The organism is Furfurilactobacillus rossiae (assembly GCF_013394005.1).
GTDB classification, from domain to species: domain Bacteria; phylum Bacillota; class Bacilli; order Lactobacillales; family Lactobacillaceae; genus Furfurilactobacillus; species Furfurilactobacillus rossiae.
The window spans coordinates 1321328-1339799 of record NZ_CP040586.1; the positions used below are offsets into that span (position 1 = coordinate 1321328).

General features: G+C 43.3%; 19 protein-coding genes. 18 read left to right on the forward strand and 1 reads right to left on the reverse strand.

What is annotated here, in order from left to right:
- The first annotated feature begins 7 nt into the window (after nucleotides 1–7).
- The 18 genes from LROSL1_RS06305 (at nucleotide 8) to LROSL1_RS06390 (ending at nucleotide 17586) form a co-directional block, all read left to right on the forward strand.
- Nucleotides 8–562: a phage tail tube protein gene (locus LROSL1_RS06305; protein WP_225440564.1), complete on the forward strand. Its 555-nt coding sequence runs from the start codon at nucleotides 8–10 to the stop codon at nucleotides 560–562.
- A 71-nt stretch (nucleotides 563–633) separates the two neighbouring features.
- Nucleotides 634–1071, forward strand: coding sequence for a hypothetical protein (locus LROSL1_RS06310; protein ID WP_178914080.1), 438 nt, complete (start codon nucleotides 634–636; stop codon nucleotides 1069–1071).
- The gene (locus tag LROSL1_RS06315; RefSeq protein WP_178914081.1) at nucleotides 1046–1681 is read left to right on the forward strand and encodes a Gp15 family bacteriophage protein; all 636 of its coding nucleotides are present in this window, start codon (nucleotides 1046–1048) and stop codon (nucleotides 1679–1681) included. Before LROSL1_RS06310 ends, LROSL1_RS06315 begins: the two co-directional genes overlap by 26 nt.
- Nucleotides 1682–1685: 4 nt before the next feature.
- Entirely contained in the window at nucleotides 1686–6032 is a 4347-nt protein-coding gene (locus LROSL1_RS06320; RefSeq protein ID WP_178914082.1) for a tape measure protein, read from the forward strand.
- Nucleotides 6032–6853, forward strand: coding sequence for a phage tail domain-containing protein (locus LROSL1_RS06325; RefSeq protein ID WP_178914083.1), 822 nt, complete (start codon nucleotides 6032–6034; stop codon nucleotides 6851–6853). Before LROSL1_RS06320 ends, LROSL1_RS06325 begins: the two co-directional genes overlap by 1 nt.
- 11 nt (nucleotides 6854–6864) lie before the next feature.
- A complete protein-coding gene (locus LROSL1_RS06330) occupies nucleotides 6865–7992 on the forward strand; it encodes a prophage endopeptidase tail family protein (protein ID WP_178914084.1) in 1128 nt (375 codons plus the stop codon).
- A gap of 1 nt (nucleotide 7993) precedes the next feature.
- Complete coding sequence (locus tag LROSL1_RS06335) at nucleotides 7994–9334, forward strand: hypothetical protein (RefSeq protein WP_178914085.1); 1341 nt, start codon at nucleotides 7994–7996, stop codon at nucleotides 9332–9334.
- Nucleotides 9331–11226: a GDSL-type esterase/lipase family protein gene (locus LROSL1_RS06340; RefSeq protein ID WP_178914086.1), complete on the forward strand. Its 1896-nt coding sequence runs from the start codon at nucleotides 9331–9333 to the stop codon at nucleotides 11224–11226. The genes LROSL1_RS06335 and LROSL1_RS06340 overlap by 4 nt, the downstream gene beginning before the upstream one ends.
- 37 nt (nucleotides 11227–11263) lie before the next feature.
- Nucleotides 11264–12421 carry a hypothetical protein gene (locus LROSL1_RS06345; protein WP_178914087.1) on the forward strand — a complete coding sequence of 386 codons (1158 nt, stop codon included), beginning with the start codon at nucleotides 11264–11266 and terminating at the stop codon, nucleotides 12419–12421.
- Nucleotides 12421–12753 carry a hypothetical protein gene (locus tag LROSL1_RS06350; RefSeq protein ID WP_178914088.1) on the forward strand — a complete coding sequence of 111 codons (333 nt, stop codon included), beginning with the start codon at nucleotides 12421–12423 and terminating at the stop codon, nucleotides 12751–12753. Before LROSL1_RS06345 ends, LROSL1_RS06350 begins: the two co-directional genes overlap by 1 nt.
- Nucleotides 12746–12892 (forward strand): XkdX family protein, encoded by a 147-nt coding sequence (locus LROSL1_RS06355; protein WP_225440565.1) that lies wholly within the window; start codon nucleotides 12746–12748, stop codon nucleotides 12890–12892. The genes LROSL1_RS06350 and LROSL1_RS06355 overlap by 8 nt, the downstream gene beginning before the upstream one ends.
- Before the next feature lie 241 nt (nucleotides 12893–13133).
- Entirely contained in the window at nucleotides 13134–13544 is a 411-nt protein-coding gene (locus LROSL1_RS06360) for a hypothetical protein (RefSeq protein ID WP_178914089.1), read from the forward strand.
- Nucleotides 13537–13809, forward strand: a complete 273-nt coding sequence (locus tag LROSL1_RS06365) for a hypothetical protein (RefSeq protein WP_178914090.1) — start codon at nucleotides 13537–13539, stop codon at nucleotides 13807–13809. Before LROSL1_RS06360 ends, LROSL1_RS06365 begins: the two co-directional genes overlap by 8 nt.
- Nucleotides 13806–14036: a hypothetical protein gene (locus tag LROSL1_RS06370; protein ID WP_178914091.1), complete on the forward strand. Its 231-nt coding sequence runs from the start codon at nucleotides 13806–13808 to the stop codon at nucleotides 14034–14036. Before LROSL1_RS06365 ends, LROSL1_RS06370 begins: the two co-directional genes overlap by 4 nt.
- Complete coding sequence (locus tag LROSL1_RS06375) at nucleotides 14023–15336, forward strand: LysM peptidoglycan-binding domain-containing protein (RefSeq protein WP_178914092.1); 1314 nt, start codon at nucleotides 14023–14025, stop codon at nucleotides 15334–15336. Before LROSL1_RS06370 ends, LROSL1_RS06375 begins: the two co-directional genes overlap by 14 nt.
- 123 nt (nucleotides 15337–15459) lie before the next feature.
- Nucleotides 15460–16365, forward strand: coding sequence for a hypothetical protein (locus LROSL1_RS06380; protein WP_178914093.1), 906 nt, complete (start codon nucleotides 15460–15462; stop codon nucleotides 16363–16365).
- Nucleotides 16366–16970: 605 nt separating this feature from the next.
- Nucleotides 16971–17210 carry a hypothetical protein gene (locus LROSL1_RS06385; protein ID WP_017261800.1) on the forward strand — a complete coding sequence of 80 codons (240 nt, stop codon included), beginning with the start codon at nucleotides 16971–16973 and terminating at the stop codon, nucleotides 17208–17210.
- 175 nt (nucleotides 17211–17385) lie between these two features.
- Nucleotides 17386–17586, forward strand: a complete 201-nt coding sequence (locus LROSL1_RS06390) for a cold-shock protein (protein ID WP_017261801.1) — start codon at nucleotides 17386–17388, stop codon at nucleotides 17584–17586.
- Nucleotides 17587–17710: 124 nt separating this feature from the next.
- Here LROSL1_RS06390 and LROSL1_RS06395 read toward each other — a convergent pair whose 3' ends face one another.
- On the reverse strand, nucleotides 17711–18307 hold the full coding sequence (locus LROSL1_RS06395) for a stage II sporulation protein M (RefSeq protein ID WP_178914094.1): 597 nt from the start codon (nucleotides 18305–18307) through the stop codon (nucleotides 17711–17713).
- Nucleotides 18308–18472 lie beyond the last annotated feature (165 nt).

Here is an 18472-nt window from a genome sequence, read left to right on the forward strand (position 1 = left end):
TTAAACAATGGCGCAACCATTAAAACGCCCAGAAAACTGGGTCAATAAATTTGAAATTGATACTGCAGGCGGTCAAGACCCATTAACCGACGCAGCCAACGCAAAGTTTGCGAAACTCTCTCAAGGAATCATTAGTGTGACACCTGCGGCTAACGAAACGGATGACACGCAGTCCTTTTGGGAAGACGAAGGATTTTCGGAAACGGATGGTACCGGTAAGCGAATTACGTATGCTTTCACAGGGCAGCGAGTAGTCGGTGACCCTGCGCAGGATTTTGTTGCAAGTAAATTCTGGTCAATGGGTGATGAATTACGTACTTTAGTTCGGGTAACTGATCAAAATGGCAATACAGCTTTGTGTAATGCGACCATGACAACAATTGTGCCATTTGGTGGTAATGCCAATGCGCGCCAGACGTTCAGCTTTACGTTAAGCATGAACGGCAAGCCTGTACTGGGTACTGGTGGTCAAAACAATGACGATGGTAACGGGTTGAACGGTACTAAGTCTGGTAGCGAAGGCGCTGGCCTTGGCGACAACAACGCTGCACCCAAACAATAATTGAACCGAAGTCGCCATGGAAATGCACAATACCGAGTATCGGGGCGGCTGAATGAATAGGAGATTAAATCATGCCAATTAATGTAAATATTGATGACCAACTAGCACTGGTCTTCAGCTTTAGAATCGCTAACAAGCTTCGTGATGTGACCTTTGACGATTCAATGGCTAGTCAATTAGAACGAACCCAACTAAAAGTCGGCAAAATCATTCAAAAGGTTGATAAGGATGACAACGACGAGTTGGACGCGATGACGGTCGATGACCAACTGAAGTATGTAAACGCCCGTTATGGCGAAGTTCGCCGCGTTCTGATTGATTTCTTTGATCAAGCATTTGGTTCTGGCGCGGGTAAAGAAATTTATGCGCATTACCACAACTCTAGTCGTGCTTTGGTTGAAGTATTTGGCAAAGTTTATAGCTACTTGAACAAGATCAACATTAAGGACGCTAAAGCCAAACAATATGCTGACGTGAATAATCATGCTAACTCTTTCGAACGGGCTTAGTGGAAAAGAAACCGTTAAAACAACCATCGGCGAACTGCCATTGCATTTAACCTTTGACCGTGTGCTGCGATGGTACGACATGTTGGAACGTGACGACATGGATGATGTGGCCAAAGTAGAAGCAGGTTGGTACTTATTCGTTGATCCTGAAGCAAAGCATGATTTTGACGAGGATCCGTCATACATAAATATTGCGGCACAGACCATGGCCGACTTGTCGGATTACATTGCTGAAGATGCCTATACGTCTGATCAAGATGGTGGGGATGCGCAAGGAACACGACCAGAAAAGTGGTTTAGTTACGACAAAGATGCCGAAGCAATTTACGCATCGTTTATGTATGACTACCAGATTGACCTGGTTGATCAAGTTGGTCACATGCGTTGGGAAAAATTCCATGCATTGTTTAACAACTTGTCACCGAAGTCCCCGTTGATGCGGATTATTGATATTCGGCAGCGTGACCTGACTGGATTAGAAGGCAAAGAGCTCGCTGATCTGGTTGAAGCGCAGGACTATTACCGTCTTGAAGGAGCGAGTGTCGACAATTTGAACGCTGCATTCGGGGATATGTTTGCGGCACTTAAGGCTAAAGCAGAAGGGAGGTAACTAAATGGCAGCAGATGGTACAGTCGATATTGACGTTTTGTTGAATGATAAGTTCACACCAGATTGGCAGCACATCATGAACCTAGTTAAAAACGGTGGTAGTGATGCCGGTGACAAGATGGATTCGGCATTTAATGCAAATGCTGACAAGATGGTTGGTCAAGCTGAACAGGCTCACAACAAGGTCAAAACTAGACTTAACCAACCAGTTAGCCAGAAGGTTAAAGCCGACATTAGTGAGTTTGACACGTCTATGTCACGAGTCGAACGTCGTAAAAGGAAGCTCGACGGGTCTGTGATGTTCCATCTGAAGTCCAACATTAGTGACTTTCTTGCCAAGGCCAGCCAGGTTAGACAGGAAAAACGGTCCCTTCAGAAAACAATCAAGCCCAAGATTGAACTAAACGATTCAGGTATTCAGAGCCATCTGAATGGGATTAAGAAGCAATTAGCGTCCATCAATGAGAGCAAAAATCATTTGAAGGACATTGCTCTTGGTTCATTCATTGGTAACGCAGCTGCTAATGCTTGGGGCATGGTTACGAGTAGTGTCAAGGGCGCGCTTGGCGCTGTTATTGCGTATAACGATAAGCAGCAAGTCATGAATGCGACATGGAAGACGCTGACCGGTTCAGTATCAGACGGAAAAGCCATGGTCGGCATGGTCAACGATATGTCGACCGCGCTTGGCCAAGACGTGGACGTGACCGATGAACTGGCTCAACAGTTCTATCACGTCTACGATAACAAGCCAGACACTGAACGATTGACTAAGTCGTTTCTGATTATGGGTGATGCTATCGGTCTTTCTGGCGATCGCTTGAAACAAGTCGGCATGGACTTTACTCATACCATGTCTTCAGGGATGATGCAGGTCGGTGATTTTAATCAAATTACTGATGCCTTTCCAATGTATGGTGAAGCTTTGCTGAAGTATGAACAGTCTGTTCAGAAAAATTCCAAGCTGACTATGGGTGAGTTACGTAACCAAATGTCGGCCGGTAAGATTTCTGCTCAAGACGCTGCCACAGTATTCAATTCACTGGGTGATAAGTACCAGGCTTCTGCGGATAACCTGATGCAGACGTTACCTGGTATGGCACGGAAGATGAAGACTCAGATTCCGAACCTATTGAACGACATGTTAGAGCCGATCATGAAGGCCCGTAATCCTATTGTTGGTAAAATTTCTGAATGGACTAGCGATCCTAAAACTGTGACTGAATTTAAGTCACTGGGTACTCGTGTCACCAGGGGGATGCAGGGCGTTACCGATGCCTTTAACAAACAGTTGGGTGCCGGTGGCGTTGATAAGTTTTTCGATGGTGCCGTGCAAAAGTTAGGTGATGGTATTGTCGGTACGTTGGACTGGATTGCCAAACACGCGGATGACATTAAAGAAACCGCCAAAGGCATTGGTTCAATTACTAAAGACCTTGCTAAGGGATTCTGGAGCGGTTTCAAAGGTACGATTCAAACGATTGCCGGTGCGTTCAATAAGATGACCGGACATGCCGCCGATAGCGGTGGTGCCATGGATAGTGTGGCTGGTGCAATTCAATCGATTGCCAGTCATCACAAAGAAATCGAGGAAATTGGTAAAGCCATTGGTACCTATTTTGTTGTCTCAAAAGTTGCCGGTTTTGCCTCGAAGTTGTGGGATATCTCTTCAAGTCTTTGGAAGATTGTCAGCGTGCCTGCTGGGACGTTGAAAACGATATTTTCTGTATTCAGAGGCAACTATTCTGGTGAATCTGGTATTTTACAGTCCATTAGTGGAAAGTTTTCCAAGAAAGCAAAAGTATCAGTTGAGCCAGAGGTAGATTCAAAGGCTTTGCTGTCAGAATCTAATATGTCTTCGGTTTCATCATCTGGACATTCACTTGGAAAACGAATGGGTCGGTCAATCATTACTGGACTGAAGGCGGCTGGTATTGCGGCAGCGCTTATTAACTTGATGCCATCGCAGGATGAGTTAAACAAAAAGCTCAAAGAATTGAAGGGTGGATCCGAGGCAAAAGGACGAAGAGATAATGGAATTAAGGGTGTAAAGGTTCCGGAATGGTGGCAAAAACTATCGAACCACGGTTCCATGGGAAAATGGTGGACTGATGAGCAGGTTTTAGATCATTCAAAACCATCATCACGGACCAAGAAAACGACCACCAAAGAAGCAATAAAAGAGGTTGCAACAACTCATGTTTCGAAGACAGACATCGCTAACGTAAAGTTGATGACCGCCGCGATCAAAAAATATGATAGTGCTTTGTCCAGTCTCAAAGCAATTACGAAAAAGAATGATCCAACCAAAGAATTGAATTCTATGAATAAGCGTTTAAAGAGTTCAATTAATGATTGGAAAAAATTAGCATCCCCAATTAAGAAAGTCGGGGATGCCTTTAAGGGTCTAAGTTCATTTCAGAAATCAATGGGCAAGAAAGACTCGTTTAAATCCTTTAGTAAGGATCTAAGTTCGCTCGAGAAAACTTTGAAGAAGTCCAAAATTGGAACCGAACTGAAGAAACTCAAAAGTGAGTTAACCAAGAACGATCCTTCAAAGATACTGGCTCGCATCAATAAGTCACTGACAAAGGATACTAAAAATTGGAAGAACTTAGCTAAACCGATTACTTCAGTTAAGAATGCAATGAGCAAGTTGGATTCAGAAATGAAGAAAATGGGTAAGGTTAATCCCTTCAGTAAACTGAACAAAGACATGAAGAACTTCGATCGAACAGCCAGCCATGCTAAGTTTGGTCATCAACTGTCGAACGAAGTGACGATTGCTAATAAAGCCATGGGAAACACTGGTTTTGTTAAGGTGTTCCATTCGATGACTAAATCAATTAACAGTGACTTGCGTTCGTTCTCACGGACATTTAAGCGTGATTGGCGTAGTTTGTGGAACGATGCCTATGACATGCTTGATAACTCTAATGGTAAGCAGGACAAAGCGTTTCGGTCCCATTCAAGCACGATGCGCAGCATTCAAGAGAAGTTTGAATCAAGTTTCAACAAATCTTGGCGGGGATGGCTCAACTATGTTGTTGATACGTTTACGAGTGCGTTTAATAAGTTGCCCAAGGCCGCTCACAGTTCGATGTCGAAAGTGATGGATTCAATTTCATCCGGTGTTAAGAGCTTGAATGGTGTCATCGCAGAATTTGGTGGCGATAAGAAATTATCGATGCCAAAGTTTGCTACTGGCACGTCTGGACGTGATCAAGGTGGACTGGCTGTTGTTGGTGAAGAAGGATTTGAATTAGCACATGACAACGATCATGGTATTTATCCTGTTGGTTTGCATGGTGAGGAAATGCGTTACTTACCTGAAGGCACGTCAATTTTGCCACACGCATTGTCAGTTCAGTTCGCTAGTTTAACGGCCGGCTTGCCACACCATAAGGATGGTAAAGGTGACTTCATGTCGGACATCATGGACCACATGGATGATGTGATTAAGGATCCGTTGAAATACATGAAAGAAGCCTTTTTCAAGACGGCCAAGTTTAGTGGTAACGATTTTGTTACTGACTTTGGACCAGCTTTGAGTAATGGTTTCTTGAAGGCGATTCAGGCACCGTTTAAGAAGATGGCCGAAACTTCAGACATGCCTGCACCTGGTGGTTCTGGTGTTGAGCGCTGGCGGGACCAAGTTAAGCGAGCACTTGAGATGTTGCACTTGTCTACCAGCCTTGTTAACCGTGTGTTGAAGCAAATTCAGACTGAATCTGGCGGGAATGAACATGCCAAACAACATGGCGCGGATCCTGATGGTGACGGATCAGGGCCAGCGCTTGGTTTGATGCAAACAAAGATGGCCACATTCTTAGCACATGCGTTTCCTGGTCACAAGAACATCTGGAATGGTTTCGATGATATTCTTGCCGGTTTGGATTACGCACGCAAAAAGTATGGTGATAGTTTGTCATTCCTTGGCCAAGGGCATGGTTACGCTAACGGTGGCTGGGCGAAAGTCGCGTCAATCTTTGGTGAGACTCCCGGTGAGCCTGAAGTGGCCATCAACCCAGCACGGCCTTCTGCTGATAAACTGATTATGCAGGCTGCTCGTGCACGGATTGCTAAAGCACCGGATGGCGTTGTGGCCAAGTCTTATCGTGCAATGAAAGCTGCACAAGCTGGTCTGTCACGAATGCAAGGCACGTTGTCTACTGGTCATGCCTCACAAGTTGCTATGGCCGGTGGACCAACACAACCAAGTATTGATGGCAATGTCACGCTGAATTGGGTGGCCGATGGTAAGACGATTGCTTCAATTACTCATTCGGCCGAGAAGGTCTTTCAACAAAAGGATATTACGATTTCTGCAAAACGAGAGGGGCTTCATTAATGAACCAGGACGCGATTATTATTCAACGTTTAGATGGTACAACCTATGATTTAAATGCGATTGGTATTCGTGTGATCTCATTCGACCCACCAGGCGCCAACTGGCAGAATACGTTTACACAGATGAGTCAGTATCATGCTGTGTTAACCGATCGACAGATGCAGCAAACGACCATTCCGTTAGTGGTTCAGGTTCGTGGCCACGATGTTTATGATTACGAATTGCTGCGGATGAAGGTGCTGCGAGTGTTTGCCGGCTATGAACCGTTTTACATTATCAGTTCACGTACACCGTTCATGCGGTGGAAGGTAGTTCCGGAGCAACACGACTTTCTACGGTTGTCTAACTCGTGGCTTTCTCAGCCCGTGACGATTAACCTGGATTGTCCAGATGGAGTTTCCGAGACCACTGAAACAACATTGAGCAGTCAGTTTCCATTTACTGATTATTTTGGATCAGAGGTTAGTACGGATAATCCGCCGACGTATACTTTTACTAATCAAACCAGTTTTAATGTGATCAACGGTGGGACAATTCCGCTGCGTAATGGCGAACATCCTGTGTTGATTCACTTTAGTGGGGATGTCAGAAGTTCCTTGAGCATTAGTAATGCACGGACTCAGCAAACTTTGACGATTAACCACGGAATGTCGAGCACTGACAAGTTAGAAATTTATGGCATGAAGCCGCTTCTGAATGGACAATCCATTTATAGTAGCGGCAATCATGCCTTTTTGGATTTCATGCCAGGTGATAACCAGATTACGGTTAGTGGTGCCAGCAATTTCACAATTTCGTTTGAAACACGTTTCTATATGTAAGGAGGAATCACGTGGTTACAGTTACAGATATTCTGGGTAATTCGGAGCCATTGCTGGTTTCAGAATTGCACATTGAAAATACTTTGTGCCAGGTTGGCCAACTTGATTTCACGACTTGGAATACTGACGAAAACAAGATTGGTTATGACATGTTGACACCACGTGCCGTGATTACGGTTCCGGAAACTGGTCAGATGTATCGTCTGTCAGAGAACGACGGCGCTGACCAGGGACAGTATCGTGAACGGACGTTGACGGCATTGCCTGTGATTCAGGATTTAAACGATCACTATGTACGTGGTACACTGACCGGCTCACAAACGCTGGATGCTTGTATGCACTTCATTACCGATGGCACCAAATTTAGTTTCACGATTCATGGTGACATGCCGTCTTTCAATTTCACCGATAACTTTGGTGCAGGACATGCGCTGGATTTATTTCTGAACACGTTGATCACCAATTTTCAGTGGGAGTTTACGTTTGATAACTATCACCTCGATTTGTTTAAACAGATTGGGCGACAGGATGCGTTTGTTCTAGTTGATGGGGATGATTTGCACTCGTTGGAAGACAGTGCAGATTACACCACCATCACTACACAGGTGCATGGCGAGGGTAAGATGGACGACAACAATAATCCGACCGTTCAAGCTGATTACGTTAGTCCAAATGCTGCACAGTTCGGATATATCGATGCGGACCCGTACCAAGACGATAATGTGACCGATGTGAACGTGCTGAAGGGAATTTTACCCAGTAAGGTCCAGGATTTTCCGCTTGTTGAATTCACGGCTACATTAGTACAGTTCTCCAATCTGTCTGTGGCTGGGAGCAAAAATGACATTACGGTTGGCAATTACGGCTATTTACGTAGCCGCAGTGGTGTTGATGTCAAGATTCGAATTTCTAGTTCTGACTTGTATCCGCAGTCGAGTGACAATGATTCAACGGTGACGTTTGGCAATTTGAAACTTGAGCCCGCTGCTATTACTGCACGGCTTCAGGCGGCGAGGGATAGTTCTGGGAGAGAGATTGAGGATATTAAAAAAGCATTAGCATCTTCTAACGCCAATGCTTTGCCAATGATTACTGATCAAGATGCGTTAAGCCACCTTGCGCAGATTGGGGGCGAATAGATTGTCGTATGAACCGGCAACATTGAAGGAAGCCATTACAGCTGTTTTAAAACTGTTGCCGTTAAGCTTTAAAGATATTGTAGATAAGCCTGACCTATCGACTAAGCAAATGCTGGATGACGCGATGGCAAGATTAAACAATTTTGATCCCAATACTGTTTTTTCAAAAGATGCCACTTTAGCTCAAATTAAGTCTGCAGTCGATGCTCTTGAAGCAAAGTTTCAATCTGGTGAATTTAAAGATGCAACAGATGAATTAAACAGTTTGAAGACTGCTCTTGCTGGTGATGCATCGACGCTGGCTAAGCTGTTAGCGCAACTGAATAATAAGGCTAATGTTGGTGACAGTTATGCTAAAAAGGATGAGGACGCTCGTTTTGCTGCCAAGTCTGATATTCCGGACATCACACCATTAGCGAAACAGGTTGACCTGTCATTAGTTGAACAGTACGGATTGCCACGTAATTACTGGATTGTAAAGAACCAGACGAGTGGTTATTCGATGGACTCCGCAGGTGAACCAACGGTTGCGAATGAGAAGGCGCAAACAAGTGATTTAATCCCGTTGAATCGGGCTAGTCAGCTGATTTTTATGGGCTGGGGTGGACACACAAATGATCAAGTGACGGTTGCTTACTTTGGCTCTGATAAGAAGATGATTTCAAGCATCATTTGGACACAGTTAAAAGAACTGACTGGACCAATCATGATTGAGTTTTGGAAGTATGGACCCTCAGCGGCGAGTTACGTTAAAATTAATGCTAACTTTGGCGTTGGTCAACACATGATGGTGTGCTCGGAAGTATTTCAAAGTGCTGACTGGACGCCTGCACTAGAAGATTTAAATGGATCATCAGATTTATCAAATTATTATGACAAAACGGCTGTAGATAATAAGCTGGCTAAAAAGGCCGATGTTCCAGCGGGCCAGTACCCAATCCATCGAACAATAGGATTAGAAGTTCTAACAACGATACAAATGTTAAGGCTTCCATGGACAGTCCATGTTGCTAACCTTGAGGTAACACAATATTCTGATACAGAAGGTGCTCTTGACCTAAACATGGTAGTTGATTGCGAATCTGCACAGAGCGCATGGAGTTATTCTGACAGTCAATTTGTGATAAACTTTGACGATTATATTGATATGGATATTGCGGGATCTAACTTTGACGGTAATGACGGCTTTGCATGCCTGACAGATTCAGGCATGCCATTCAGTTCGTATGTCTCGGCGCATTCTACTGGACAAATCAAGATAGGATTTAGAACGTTTGCCGCAGCGGTCGGTGCTAACGACTGGCGCACGATTAATATGCATTTACCGCTCAGAAAGGGGTGATTGAGATTCAAAAACTAATCATGTTCGGTGATTCAATCACCGAAGGCTGGACTGGCAGTTACACTGTCGAACATACCTTGGATCATTGGATTGCTAAGCAATTGGACATTCAAGTGGACAATCATGGTCACGGTGGTGGTCGCATTGTTGGTGATCGAGCTAATGACCTGATGACTAACATCAATGCAGTTGACCTAACACAGTATGACAGCTGCACCATTGCTTATGGCATCAATGATTTTGACGACATTAACGTTGGCTTGGACGTGATTCAAGCGCAGCTCAATGCCGGTCTTGATGCCATCTATAAGCAAAATCCAACCATTCAAGTATTTGGGTTGCTGCCATTGCCCGTCTGGTTCAATCAGGATAATCAGAACACCCCGAAAGCTGCTGGGTACACGGAAAATGAACTGATTGATGCACTGACTAATGTTTATGTATCACGTGGGATTTACGTATTGGACTGGCGTCTCAATCCTGTGATTACAGCTGCTAACCATAAAGAAACGTTGGGCGATGGTGTAATTCACCCAGCTGAGTCGACCTACGAATTGTTAGGTAAACGTATCGCTGAGTTTCTATCTGATCCGCAAACGCCTTTACAGATTTTACAGAGTTACAAGTATGTGTTAGCTGCTCACAAAGAACGCAAAGCGATTTGGGGTGAATGGGGTGGCCGGCTACGTGTGATGATTAGTAACGATGGAGACGTATGGCGACAGTTGCCTACTGCTTATCCAGACATGCAGGTACGTGACCCATCAATGATGAAGTTGGGTGACACGTACTACATTATCTTCACGGGTGGGCTGTTACAAACAACAGACTTTGTTACCTATGAGGATATGCACTGGACTTGGTCGCAGAAAGCTCATCCGACCTGTTGGGCTCCAGAGTTCTTCGTCGATGCGCAAGGCAAACCCCATGTTTTATATGCCGGCAATCCTGTAGGTTCGCATGACCAGTGGTCAATGAATCTGTATGCGGCTGACTTTGACCCAGAGGTTGGACCAGTTGATGGTACTGAACAACAGATGTTAGGGGATATGGTTAACCTGAGTACGATTGATGCTAACCTGACATACTTCAATGGGCAGTTTCATCTTTTCTACGATGACAACGCCACGAAGCAAACGAGTTCGGTGCACTATGCGACATCAGATAATTACTTGGGTCCATATCATACCCAGCCAGATAACATCAACGCCGATAAGGGTAACCAGATGTTCGAGGGACCAGAATTGTTTCTCTCTAAGGAGTTTGGTCCACGATTATTACTTGACCCTTTTAACACTCCAAATGAACCTCAAAATGCTTGGCAATCTGACGGACGAGCTGGTGAATCGTCAAAGCTAATTATGTCGCCAGATTTTCTTAAATACAGTGACTACAAGCCAATCAGTTCAATTGATGACACACCGTTTCAGATTCGTCATGCTGGTTTCTTGATTGATGGTAATCAGACACAAGGTATCTATCTGTATCGGTTAAACAGTGGCTGGTATTTGAAGAATGCCATTAACCAAGCCTTTAGTGCAATCAATCAAGGCATTGAAAGCATTAGTGATTCTCTGGCTGATGATTACGGTACTGAGCAAGTTGCGGTTTCGCCAATTCCAGTAAGTAATGCGACGGTGCTAGGTCGACAAATTCGATTAGATATGTTGAGTGGCTTTCGACAGGCGGTTGAGGAACTGAATGCCATCACGAGCTACTTCAACGAACATCGTTTTACGTTAGATGGACAACCGCTAAGCATGATCAGTGTCGCCATGCCACATCAGCTAGTGTTCACTAGTTCGTGGTTGTCTCAATACAACGATGGCCTAACACAAATTGAGACACGACTTAATTTATTGCTACAAATATTGACTGAAATTGGACTGTGAAAACGGTCCTTTTTTGATACCAAAAAGGAGGAAGAATATGGCCGAACAAACAAAAAATGGTAACAGCCTAACCCCAGAAGAACTAGCGTCACCATTTGAATGGAACCTTGCTGATCCTGATTTAATGGGCAACAACATCGTTGTCGATTTGAGCAAGTCATCATCATTGGTTTATCGGATTCCAACAAAGGCGACACAGGGTGACAATGGCCGAGAACTGACTTTTGCATTGCGTGATGGCATTAAGAAACATGTGATTACGCCAACGACACAAGTTATTATCGAAGCCATCGGTGGCGATAAATTTAAATACGGTGTTGGGACCCACGATGCTGTGAAAGATGGCAAGGGACTAGTGACGGTGCCTTTGGATCAAGAGTTTTTTGAAGCTCATGGGTACCTGTATGCCCAATTGGTCGTAATGGACCCGCCAACGCTAGTTAGCACTGTACCATTGCGCATGGAAGTCGCAAATAATCCGTTCATCACAGCTGTGACAAATGCGGACTTTGCGAGCCCGATTAAAAAGAAGCTCGACGAAGTTACGCAAATGATTTCTGACGCATTAGACCGTTGGAAATTGTCAGAGCAGACGCTTGATCAAGCCTACGGTATTGCCGTCGATAAGTTGAACGACATGCTGGCTAAGGTGGCCGCTGGTGATTTTGCCAAGCTGAAAGAGGACAACATTTTCGCTGGCAAACAAACTTTTGGGAAGGGTGTGAATGTGTCTGGTGGATTAACGGCAGACACAATAACACTTGCAGATGGCACGCGACCTTTATATCCCAAGGACTTTAATCCGCTTGGCAAATCCGGTTTTCAAAATCTGCCAGGCACACTATTGAACGGATGGACCCAAGCTACCTATACGTTTGGTTATTGGTTCGCGATGATTAACCCAGAAACACAAGAAGGGCTACTCAAACTCGAAGGTAACGCCAGTTACAATGCTGACATCCAACCATACACTTACGTGGATTTATTCAGTTTAGATTCAAGCTTCCCATTTATTATTCAGGATGCATGGGAGTTAGGCACAGGGAACAACTTCTTAAGTGGCTTCGGTCAAAGTGGTTGGATGGCTTACTACCAAAACAAGATCAGTGTTCACTCACGTGAGCAAATGATTCCTAAGAATGCGGCCATCCCGTTATCGCTTGAACTTCATGCAATCTATACGGGAGGTAAATAATGGCTATATCGCAATATTGGCAGTATTTAAAAAGTAATCATTATCCGACGATGGTGTCTGCCGGATTTGAGGTAGGCCAGCAGCCAAAGGACAATGACGTTTTTGGTTGGACGAATGTTTCCTATGTCAATCCCCCGATTGGTTATGTAAATGTTTTTGATGAGGCACAGCAAGTGTGGGTGCCACAATTATTACCTAATGACATGAACCTAGAACATCAAATTCTGATGCAACAATCGCAGACCATTGCGCAATTACAACAGTTAATCATGGGACAGTCACAACAAATTGCGAAACTGACTGCTACTCAAGGAGGCAAAGCGAATGTTTAGCATGTTTGAACAATTGAAGATTTTTAAAAGTTGGGGCATGAACAACAATACGATTGCCTTGTATGTCGGTTGGAACCAAATTTCCGCAGATCAATTCAAGAAAATCACTGGGACGGATTACGTTGCACCTACTGTCTGATGTCGGGTGTAACGCTGTTGCCACACTAGGGGTGAAGTAAATGACAATCATACTAATAGCGCTTGGCATTACCGTAATTTCTACATTATCAAGTTGTGGCAATGTGATTTTGTCAGGTGGTAAAGCAAACAAAAAATACTTAATTACGAGTGTCATTAGCATATTTATTTTTTCAATCGCATGGCAATTGCTGATTGATTTTGTCTGTAGATGATTGTTCGCATAAGAAAGAAGGTGAAACATGAAACGACATATTCAGCGATTACTGTACTATGTTCGAGAATTCTTTCAATCAAACTGGGGTGCCACCGGTATTGGTATGTGGTACATCATTGAAGGATTGTACATTATCAGTAATCCAGATTATATGAAGGCACAAGAACGTTTTGGCGTTATGGTCGGTTGGATTGACGACAGTTGGTTTGGATGGGTTTTACTGATGGTTGCGGTTGCCTTATGGGTGGCCATTATGAATGACATTGTTAATTTAAAGCGCTGGATAATCATTTTCAGTGCTTTTTTATTTGGAGTGTACAGTTTTGTCTTTCTGATGCGGATTGCCGATGGCTTCCCTAATTCAACCTGGGCGTTTGCACTGGTTGGTTTGTGGTGTTCATGGGGAATCACGAAGTTTGGTGATTTTAATGATTGATTGGAGTAAATTTTTAGACTTCGTGAATAAAAGTGGTCTACTTCCATTCATCGGTGGCCTGTTAGCGTCGACCGTTAGCTGGCTCAATTCACGTGGTAGAAGTAAAGGTGAGAATGATCTTAATTCAATTAAGATTCTTAATGCAGCTATTGAGGAACGCGACAAGAATTACAACGAACAGAAACGCCAATTCGAATCCCTACAACGAAAGTATGACGATTTAGAAAGAGAGCTTGAACACTATAAGGAGGAACACCCAGAATGAAAGTAAGACCGAACTTCAACTACAAGTCAGCGACCGCATGGGGAACGCTGTTAACGGCCATTGCGACAGGTGGCATTGGCATCTTAACCAGTCTCGGTGTTGTCGTTAAGCAGACAGACGCGACGACCATTTATGGGGCAATTACAGCGGTTGTGTCATTGTTTACCACACTGGGAATTCTGACAACTTCCACTGATAAACAAGGAGGTAACAATGTTCAAAAATAAAGTAGTCAAGTTTCTGGCGATCATTGCGATCGCCTTTTCTTTTGCCTCGATAGGTAGTAATACAGTTCAGACAATTGCTGAACCTGCGGCTGTTACTGTCCAAGCGGCCAAGGGTGATCAGGGCACCGACTTGAGTCGCTATCAAGGTCCAACTGCTGTTAAGGGTTACGCGTCTGACAAGTTCTCAATCAGTCAGATTGGTGGTTACGCTGGTTACATCTACGACCAATCCACGTACAACACACAGGTCAGTTCCGGTATCGCTCAAGGGCTAAGGATGCACACTTACATCTGGTGGCAGAATGTCACTGACCAAGGGACTGCAGACAACGTACTGAATTACTTCTTGCCAAAAGTACAGACGCCGAAGGGTTCCATTGTTGCGCTTGATGTCGAGTCTGGTGCACAGAATACGGCTGTAATTGATCATGCTTTAGCACGAATTAAAGAAGCAGGTTACACACCACTGTTATATGGATACAAGAGTTACTTGCAAAACGCTGTTGACTTGCATTATTTAGCAAGCAAGTATGTGCTTTGGCTAGGTGAGTACCCAGACTACTCTGTAACGCCTTATCCGAACTTTAACTTTTTCCCGAGTTGGGAAAATATTGGATTGTTACAGTTTACTAGTACGTATATTATTGGCGGTTTAGACGGTGATTATGATTTAACCGGCATCACTGACAACGGATACACCAAACATGACAATCCTAAGACCACTACGCCAGCGGTTGCTGTTGGTAAACAAGCCGACAACACACCGAAGAAGGACATCACCGCAAATTATACGGTTAAAGTTAACTTTGGTGCGCGTTACTGGTCCACTGGTGAAGCCATTCCAAGCTGGGTTAAGGGTAAGAGTTACACGGTCTTACAGACGAGTGGCAACAAGGTATTATTGTCTGGTATTATGAGTTGGATCAATCGCTCAAATGTCGAGATTCTGAACACTGACACGCCAATTGCAACACCACATCAATCTGTGGCAACTACTTCAACGTACACAGTTCGTTCTGGCGACACGCTGGGTGCGATTGCCGCACGTTATGGTGTCTCAACTAGCTACTTGCAGCAGTTGAATGGTATCGCTAACGCTAACCTAATTTGGGTTGGTCAGCAGTTACGTGTGACTGGTACCGCACAGGCTACTAGCTCACGTCGAGTTGCATACGCAACGGCCGGCGATTCTTACTGGTCCGTTGCTCAGCAGTTTGGTGTTAGTTGGACAAGTTTGTTAGCAATGAATAACGCTAACCGGTTCTCAACGTTGCGAATTGGTCAAGTTATCTACTACTAATTGAATATGGTTTTGCTGATATTAAGGCGCTCATTCCGATGTGGAGTGAGCGCCTTTTTTAGTTGTTAACAATTAATGGTACTATTGATAAATACAAAGGGTTCTAGGCAAAGGGAGTAAATTATGGAAATTGCATCAGGACTTATTGGTGCCGTGACAGCAGCAGTTATTGCAGCATTAATCAGTTTTCTAAATAGTCAGTCCACAGCTTTACATAATGAATCGACATGGCGAGGACGTTTGTACGATTTAGCTTCAGTCACCAGCGTCGGGCTTGAACAACTGTATGGTTTGAGAACGTGTGTAAGCCCAACACGTGGAACAACTGTGCATTATCCTAAACGGAATAGATTTGATCCCACTTGGCGGAATGACCCAAACATGGATGATCTCATAATAAACTTTGTTCATGTTATGATAGCAAATATTAATAAATCGAATAAAAAAACGTTAACGCCGCAAGAAAGTGAAGTTTTCAGGCAATTATGTCGTCTTTTACTTAAAGGAGATTGGTCATTTAGGAAAAATAAGTCGGATCCCTCTGGCTATTTTCACTCAGCTGACGAAAGCGATGAGCAATTAAAAAAAGCAATGTTGATTGTTTACAGGCTCTTTGGCGCTAATTCTTATGAACTTGAGGAAATATTACTTCCATGGCGGGAAATGGACGTAATTAAATCACTCGAGGCAGTTGACAAAAGAAGTCGCAATTCTTTTTACGGCAAAATTATTCTTGGCAAAGACAACGATAGAAAAGATCTGGAAAGAGACAAAGAGCTGAACGTTTGGAAACATATGGGAACAGGAAATGAAAAGACTACTAAAATAAAAGAAATTCGAAGGATAGTTAAATTCTCAATAAAGTTTCTCACATTATTAATTTTTATTTCAATTTTTTTAAGTGCTATTGCCTCGTTTTTGGTGTTGAGTGAAACGTTTTATTCATATATCTACGCAGGGCAATTCATCTTAGAGGTAATTTTGGTGTTACTTGTTGTAAGGCTAATTTGGTTGCTTTTGTTTAGATAGAGGCGTCCAACTGGGGTTATAAACATTTCATAATGAACGTGATTGTCGTCCCAAATTTATTAAAGAGCAAAATATAGACTCCAACCACTATTGGAGATAGAGTCTATTTTTGTGCGCTCAGCGCGCACACGTTCATTATGGACAAGTACGGGTAGTCGATAACGAACGAGTGTTACAATACGTCGCTATTCGTTCCCCTCCATTTTTTGGTTAACAAATTGGTTAACAGTTAACAGCGTTAGGATGAATAATTCACCTTTGGGTATGAACAAGAAACGCTAATACACGGGCATTTATACGCACATAAAAACTAGAAAGCCGTACTTGCAAACATGTTCTTCTCCGACGCAAAGAAGGGGCTTGCAGACATCATTGCATCGACTAAAGAGTACATTAATCAGTAAGATGAGTAATTGTTCGTGATGAATAGAAAGACCATTTCGATGGATAAACTTTCATTGAGATGGTCCTTTTTATTGTCTTCGACAGAATTTGGCGCAGTTCAATATAATGGGTTAACGCTTGTGGTTGAATTCATTAAAAGTTCTTTCAGTTACCAAAATAACTTATGAGTGTTATGTTTGAGACCGAAGGAAGGCGTTTACATGAGTGAAACAGAGGACTCAACGACTGAACAGTTCAAGGTCAACGAGCATGTGGTATGCAAACGATTCACAGGTTTACCTAGGAATTTTAAAGGGACAATCGTGAAAGTTTACGATCATGCGGTGCTGTTGAAACTAAACGTAAAGGACTTCACAGCCCGTTACCAATCAACGTTAGATGACCTTAACGACAAGGTTGTCATTGCGAAAAAATTAGTCGTACCGACACCAGTTGTATAAGTTTTTGGTGATAAAAGATGTTTATGCTTGCTCTATGGTCTAATTAGGGTTAAAGTATAGTCATTGTATTGATAGTTCGGTAGTAAGTGTACTAGTTCTTTTGAATGACAACCTTTCTCGCCCGGCTTTAGATGCAAAAATTAATTTGCGCAATGCGCATGGAGGTTTCATTCATATGGAACAAGGTACTGTTAAATGGTTTAACGCTGACAAGGGTTACGGTTTTATTACTCGCGAAAACGGTGACGATGTATTCGTTCACTTCTCAGCTATCCAAGGCGACGGCTTCAAGACTTTGGACGAAGGTCAACACGTTTCTTTCGATGTTGAAGACAGCGACCGTGGCCCACAAGCTACAAACGTTAACAAAGACTAATTTTAATAATTAGATTTTAAAGAGCATTCACATTTGTGAATGCTCTTTTTTTTATTCAATTTAGAAACTAAGTTGGTTCACCGTTTGATAAACTAGCTCCAGCTACAAGGATGAGCATCTAATTTTAGAAATAATCCTGCATTAACACAGGTGTAACGAATGTTTCGATGATGGCTGAGATAATATACAGCAGGGGCACAATGCTACACATATCAATTAATAATGTTGACCACGGAATCGTTGATGGGTATTCGGTTGGATGCCAAAGGTTGTGGACTAATTGCTGAATATATTTAGTGATCTGAGCCGCAATACAAAGCGTTAATATTTGTGCGGTGATTTCCAAAACACCATGAGGCAGGATGCCTAAAAGTAGAGTCGCAATGGGGCGGGGGCCAACTAACACTATGCCAACAGTTAGGGCATTAAAGACGGCAAATACCCAGTAACAGGGCAGTGGCAAGAAAGCAACACCGATATAGAACCACGCCAGACCATAATTGTGTTCAAAAAGGCCAAGAACATTCCGCCAATTGTCTGAACGACCATCAGTATTTACATTAAGCCCAAGTGTAAGACCATCTCGGGCAGACTGAGCATCTAAGTGAAAAACATAAAAAATAGTCGGTACAAGCAACCAAATCAACATCATCATAATCGCGAAATGAACAAATTGTGGCCAATACGTTGCCCGTCTCTTTCTAATGTAATTAATTTGCACGTAAACACGTCCCTAAATGAATTACATTTAGCATACAACATTTCAATGAATGAAAGAATTAGCAATTGGACCTGAATCGCTCACATTTTGTTGTTATACTAAAATAAATGATAGCAATACGATGGCGTTTCTAAATGAGTTAATGGATCTACCCAGTCGACTTAT

Excerpts from the sequence above, each read along its gene's own strand:
- LROSL1_RS06325 (WP_178914083.1), top strand. The coding sequence starts at position 6,032 with ATGAACCAGGACGCGATTATTATTCAACGTTTAGATGGTACAACCTAT.
- LROSL1_RS06305 (WP_225440564.1), top strand. The coding sequence starts at position 8 with ATGGCGCAACCATTAAAACGCCCAGAAAACTGGGTCAATAAATTTGAA.
- LROSL1_RS06380 (WP_178914093.1), top strand. The coding sequence starts at position 15,460 with ATGGAAATTGCATCAGGACTTATTGGTGCCGTGACAGCAGCAGTTATT.
- LROSL1_RS06350 (WP_178914088.1), top strand. The coding sequence starts at position 12,421 with ATGGCTATATCGCAATATTGGCAGTATTTAAAAAGTAATCATTATCCG.
- LROSL1_RS06345 (WP_178914087.1), top strand. The coding sequence starts at position 11,264 with ATGGCCGAACAAACAAAAAATGGTAACAGCCTAACCCCAGAAGAACTA.
- LROSL1_RS06390 (WP_017261801.1), top strand. The coding sequence starts at position 17,386 with ATGGAACAAGGTACTGTTAAATGGTTTAACGCTGACAAGGGTTACGGT.
- LROSL1_RS06320 (WP_178914082.1), top strand. The coding sequence starts at position 1,686 with ATGGCAGCAGATGGTACAGTCGATATTGACGTTTTGTTGAATGATAAG.
- LROSL1_RS06310 (WP_178914080.1), top strand. The coding sequence starts at position 634 with ATGCCAATTAATGTAAATATTGATGACCAACTAGCACTGGTCTTCAGC.
- LROSL1_RS06365 (WP_178914090.1), top strand. The coding sequence starts at position 13,537 with ATGATTGATTGGAGTAAATTTTTAGACTTCGTGAATAAAAGTGGTCTA.
- LROSL1_RS06355 (WP_225440565.1), top strand. The coding sequence starts at position 12,746 with ATGTTTAGCATGTTTGAACAATTGAAGATTTTTAAAAGTTGGGGCATG.
- LROSL1_RS06385 (WP_017261800.1), top strand. The coding sequence starts at position 16,971 with ATGAGTGAAACAGAGGACTCAACGACTGAACAGTTCAAGGTCAACGAG.
- LROSL1_RS06370 (WP_178914091.1), top strand. The coding sequence starts at position 13,806 with ATGAAAGTAAGACCGAACTTCAACTACAAGTCAGCGACCGCATGGGGA.
- LROSL1_RS06360 (WP_178914089.1), top strand. The coding sequence starts at position 13,134 with ATGAAACGACATATTCAGCGATTACTGTACTATGTTCGAGAATTCTTT.
- LROSL1_RS06315 (WP_178914081.1), top strand. The coding sequence starts at position 1,046 with ATGCTAACTCTTTCGAACGGGCTTAGTGGAAAAGAAACCGTTAAAACA.
- LROSL1_RS06375 (WP_178914092.1), top strand. The coding sequence starts at position 14,023 with ATGTTCAAAAATAAAGTAGTCAAGTTTCTGGCGATCATTGCGATCGCC.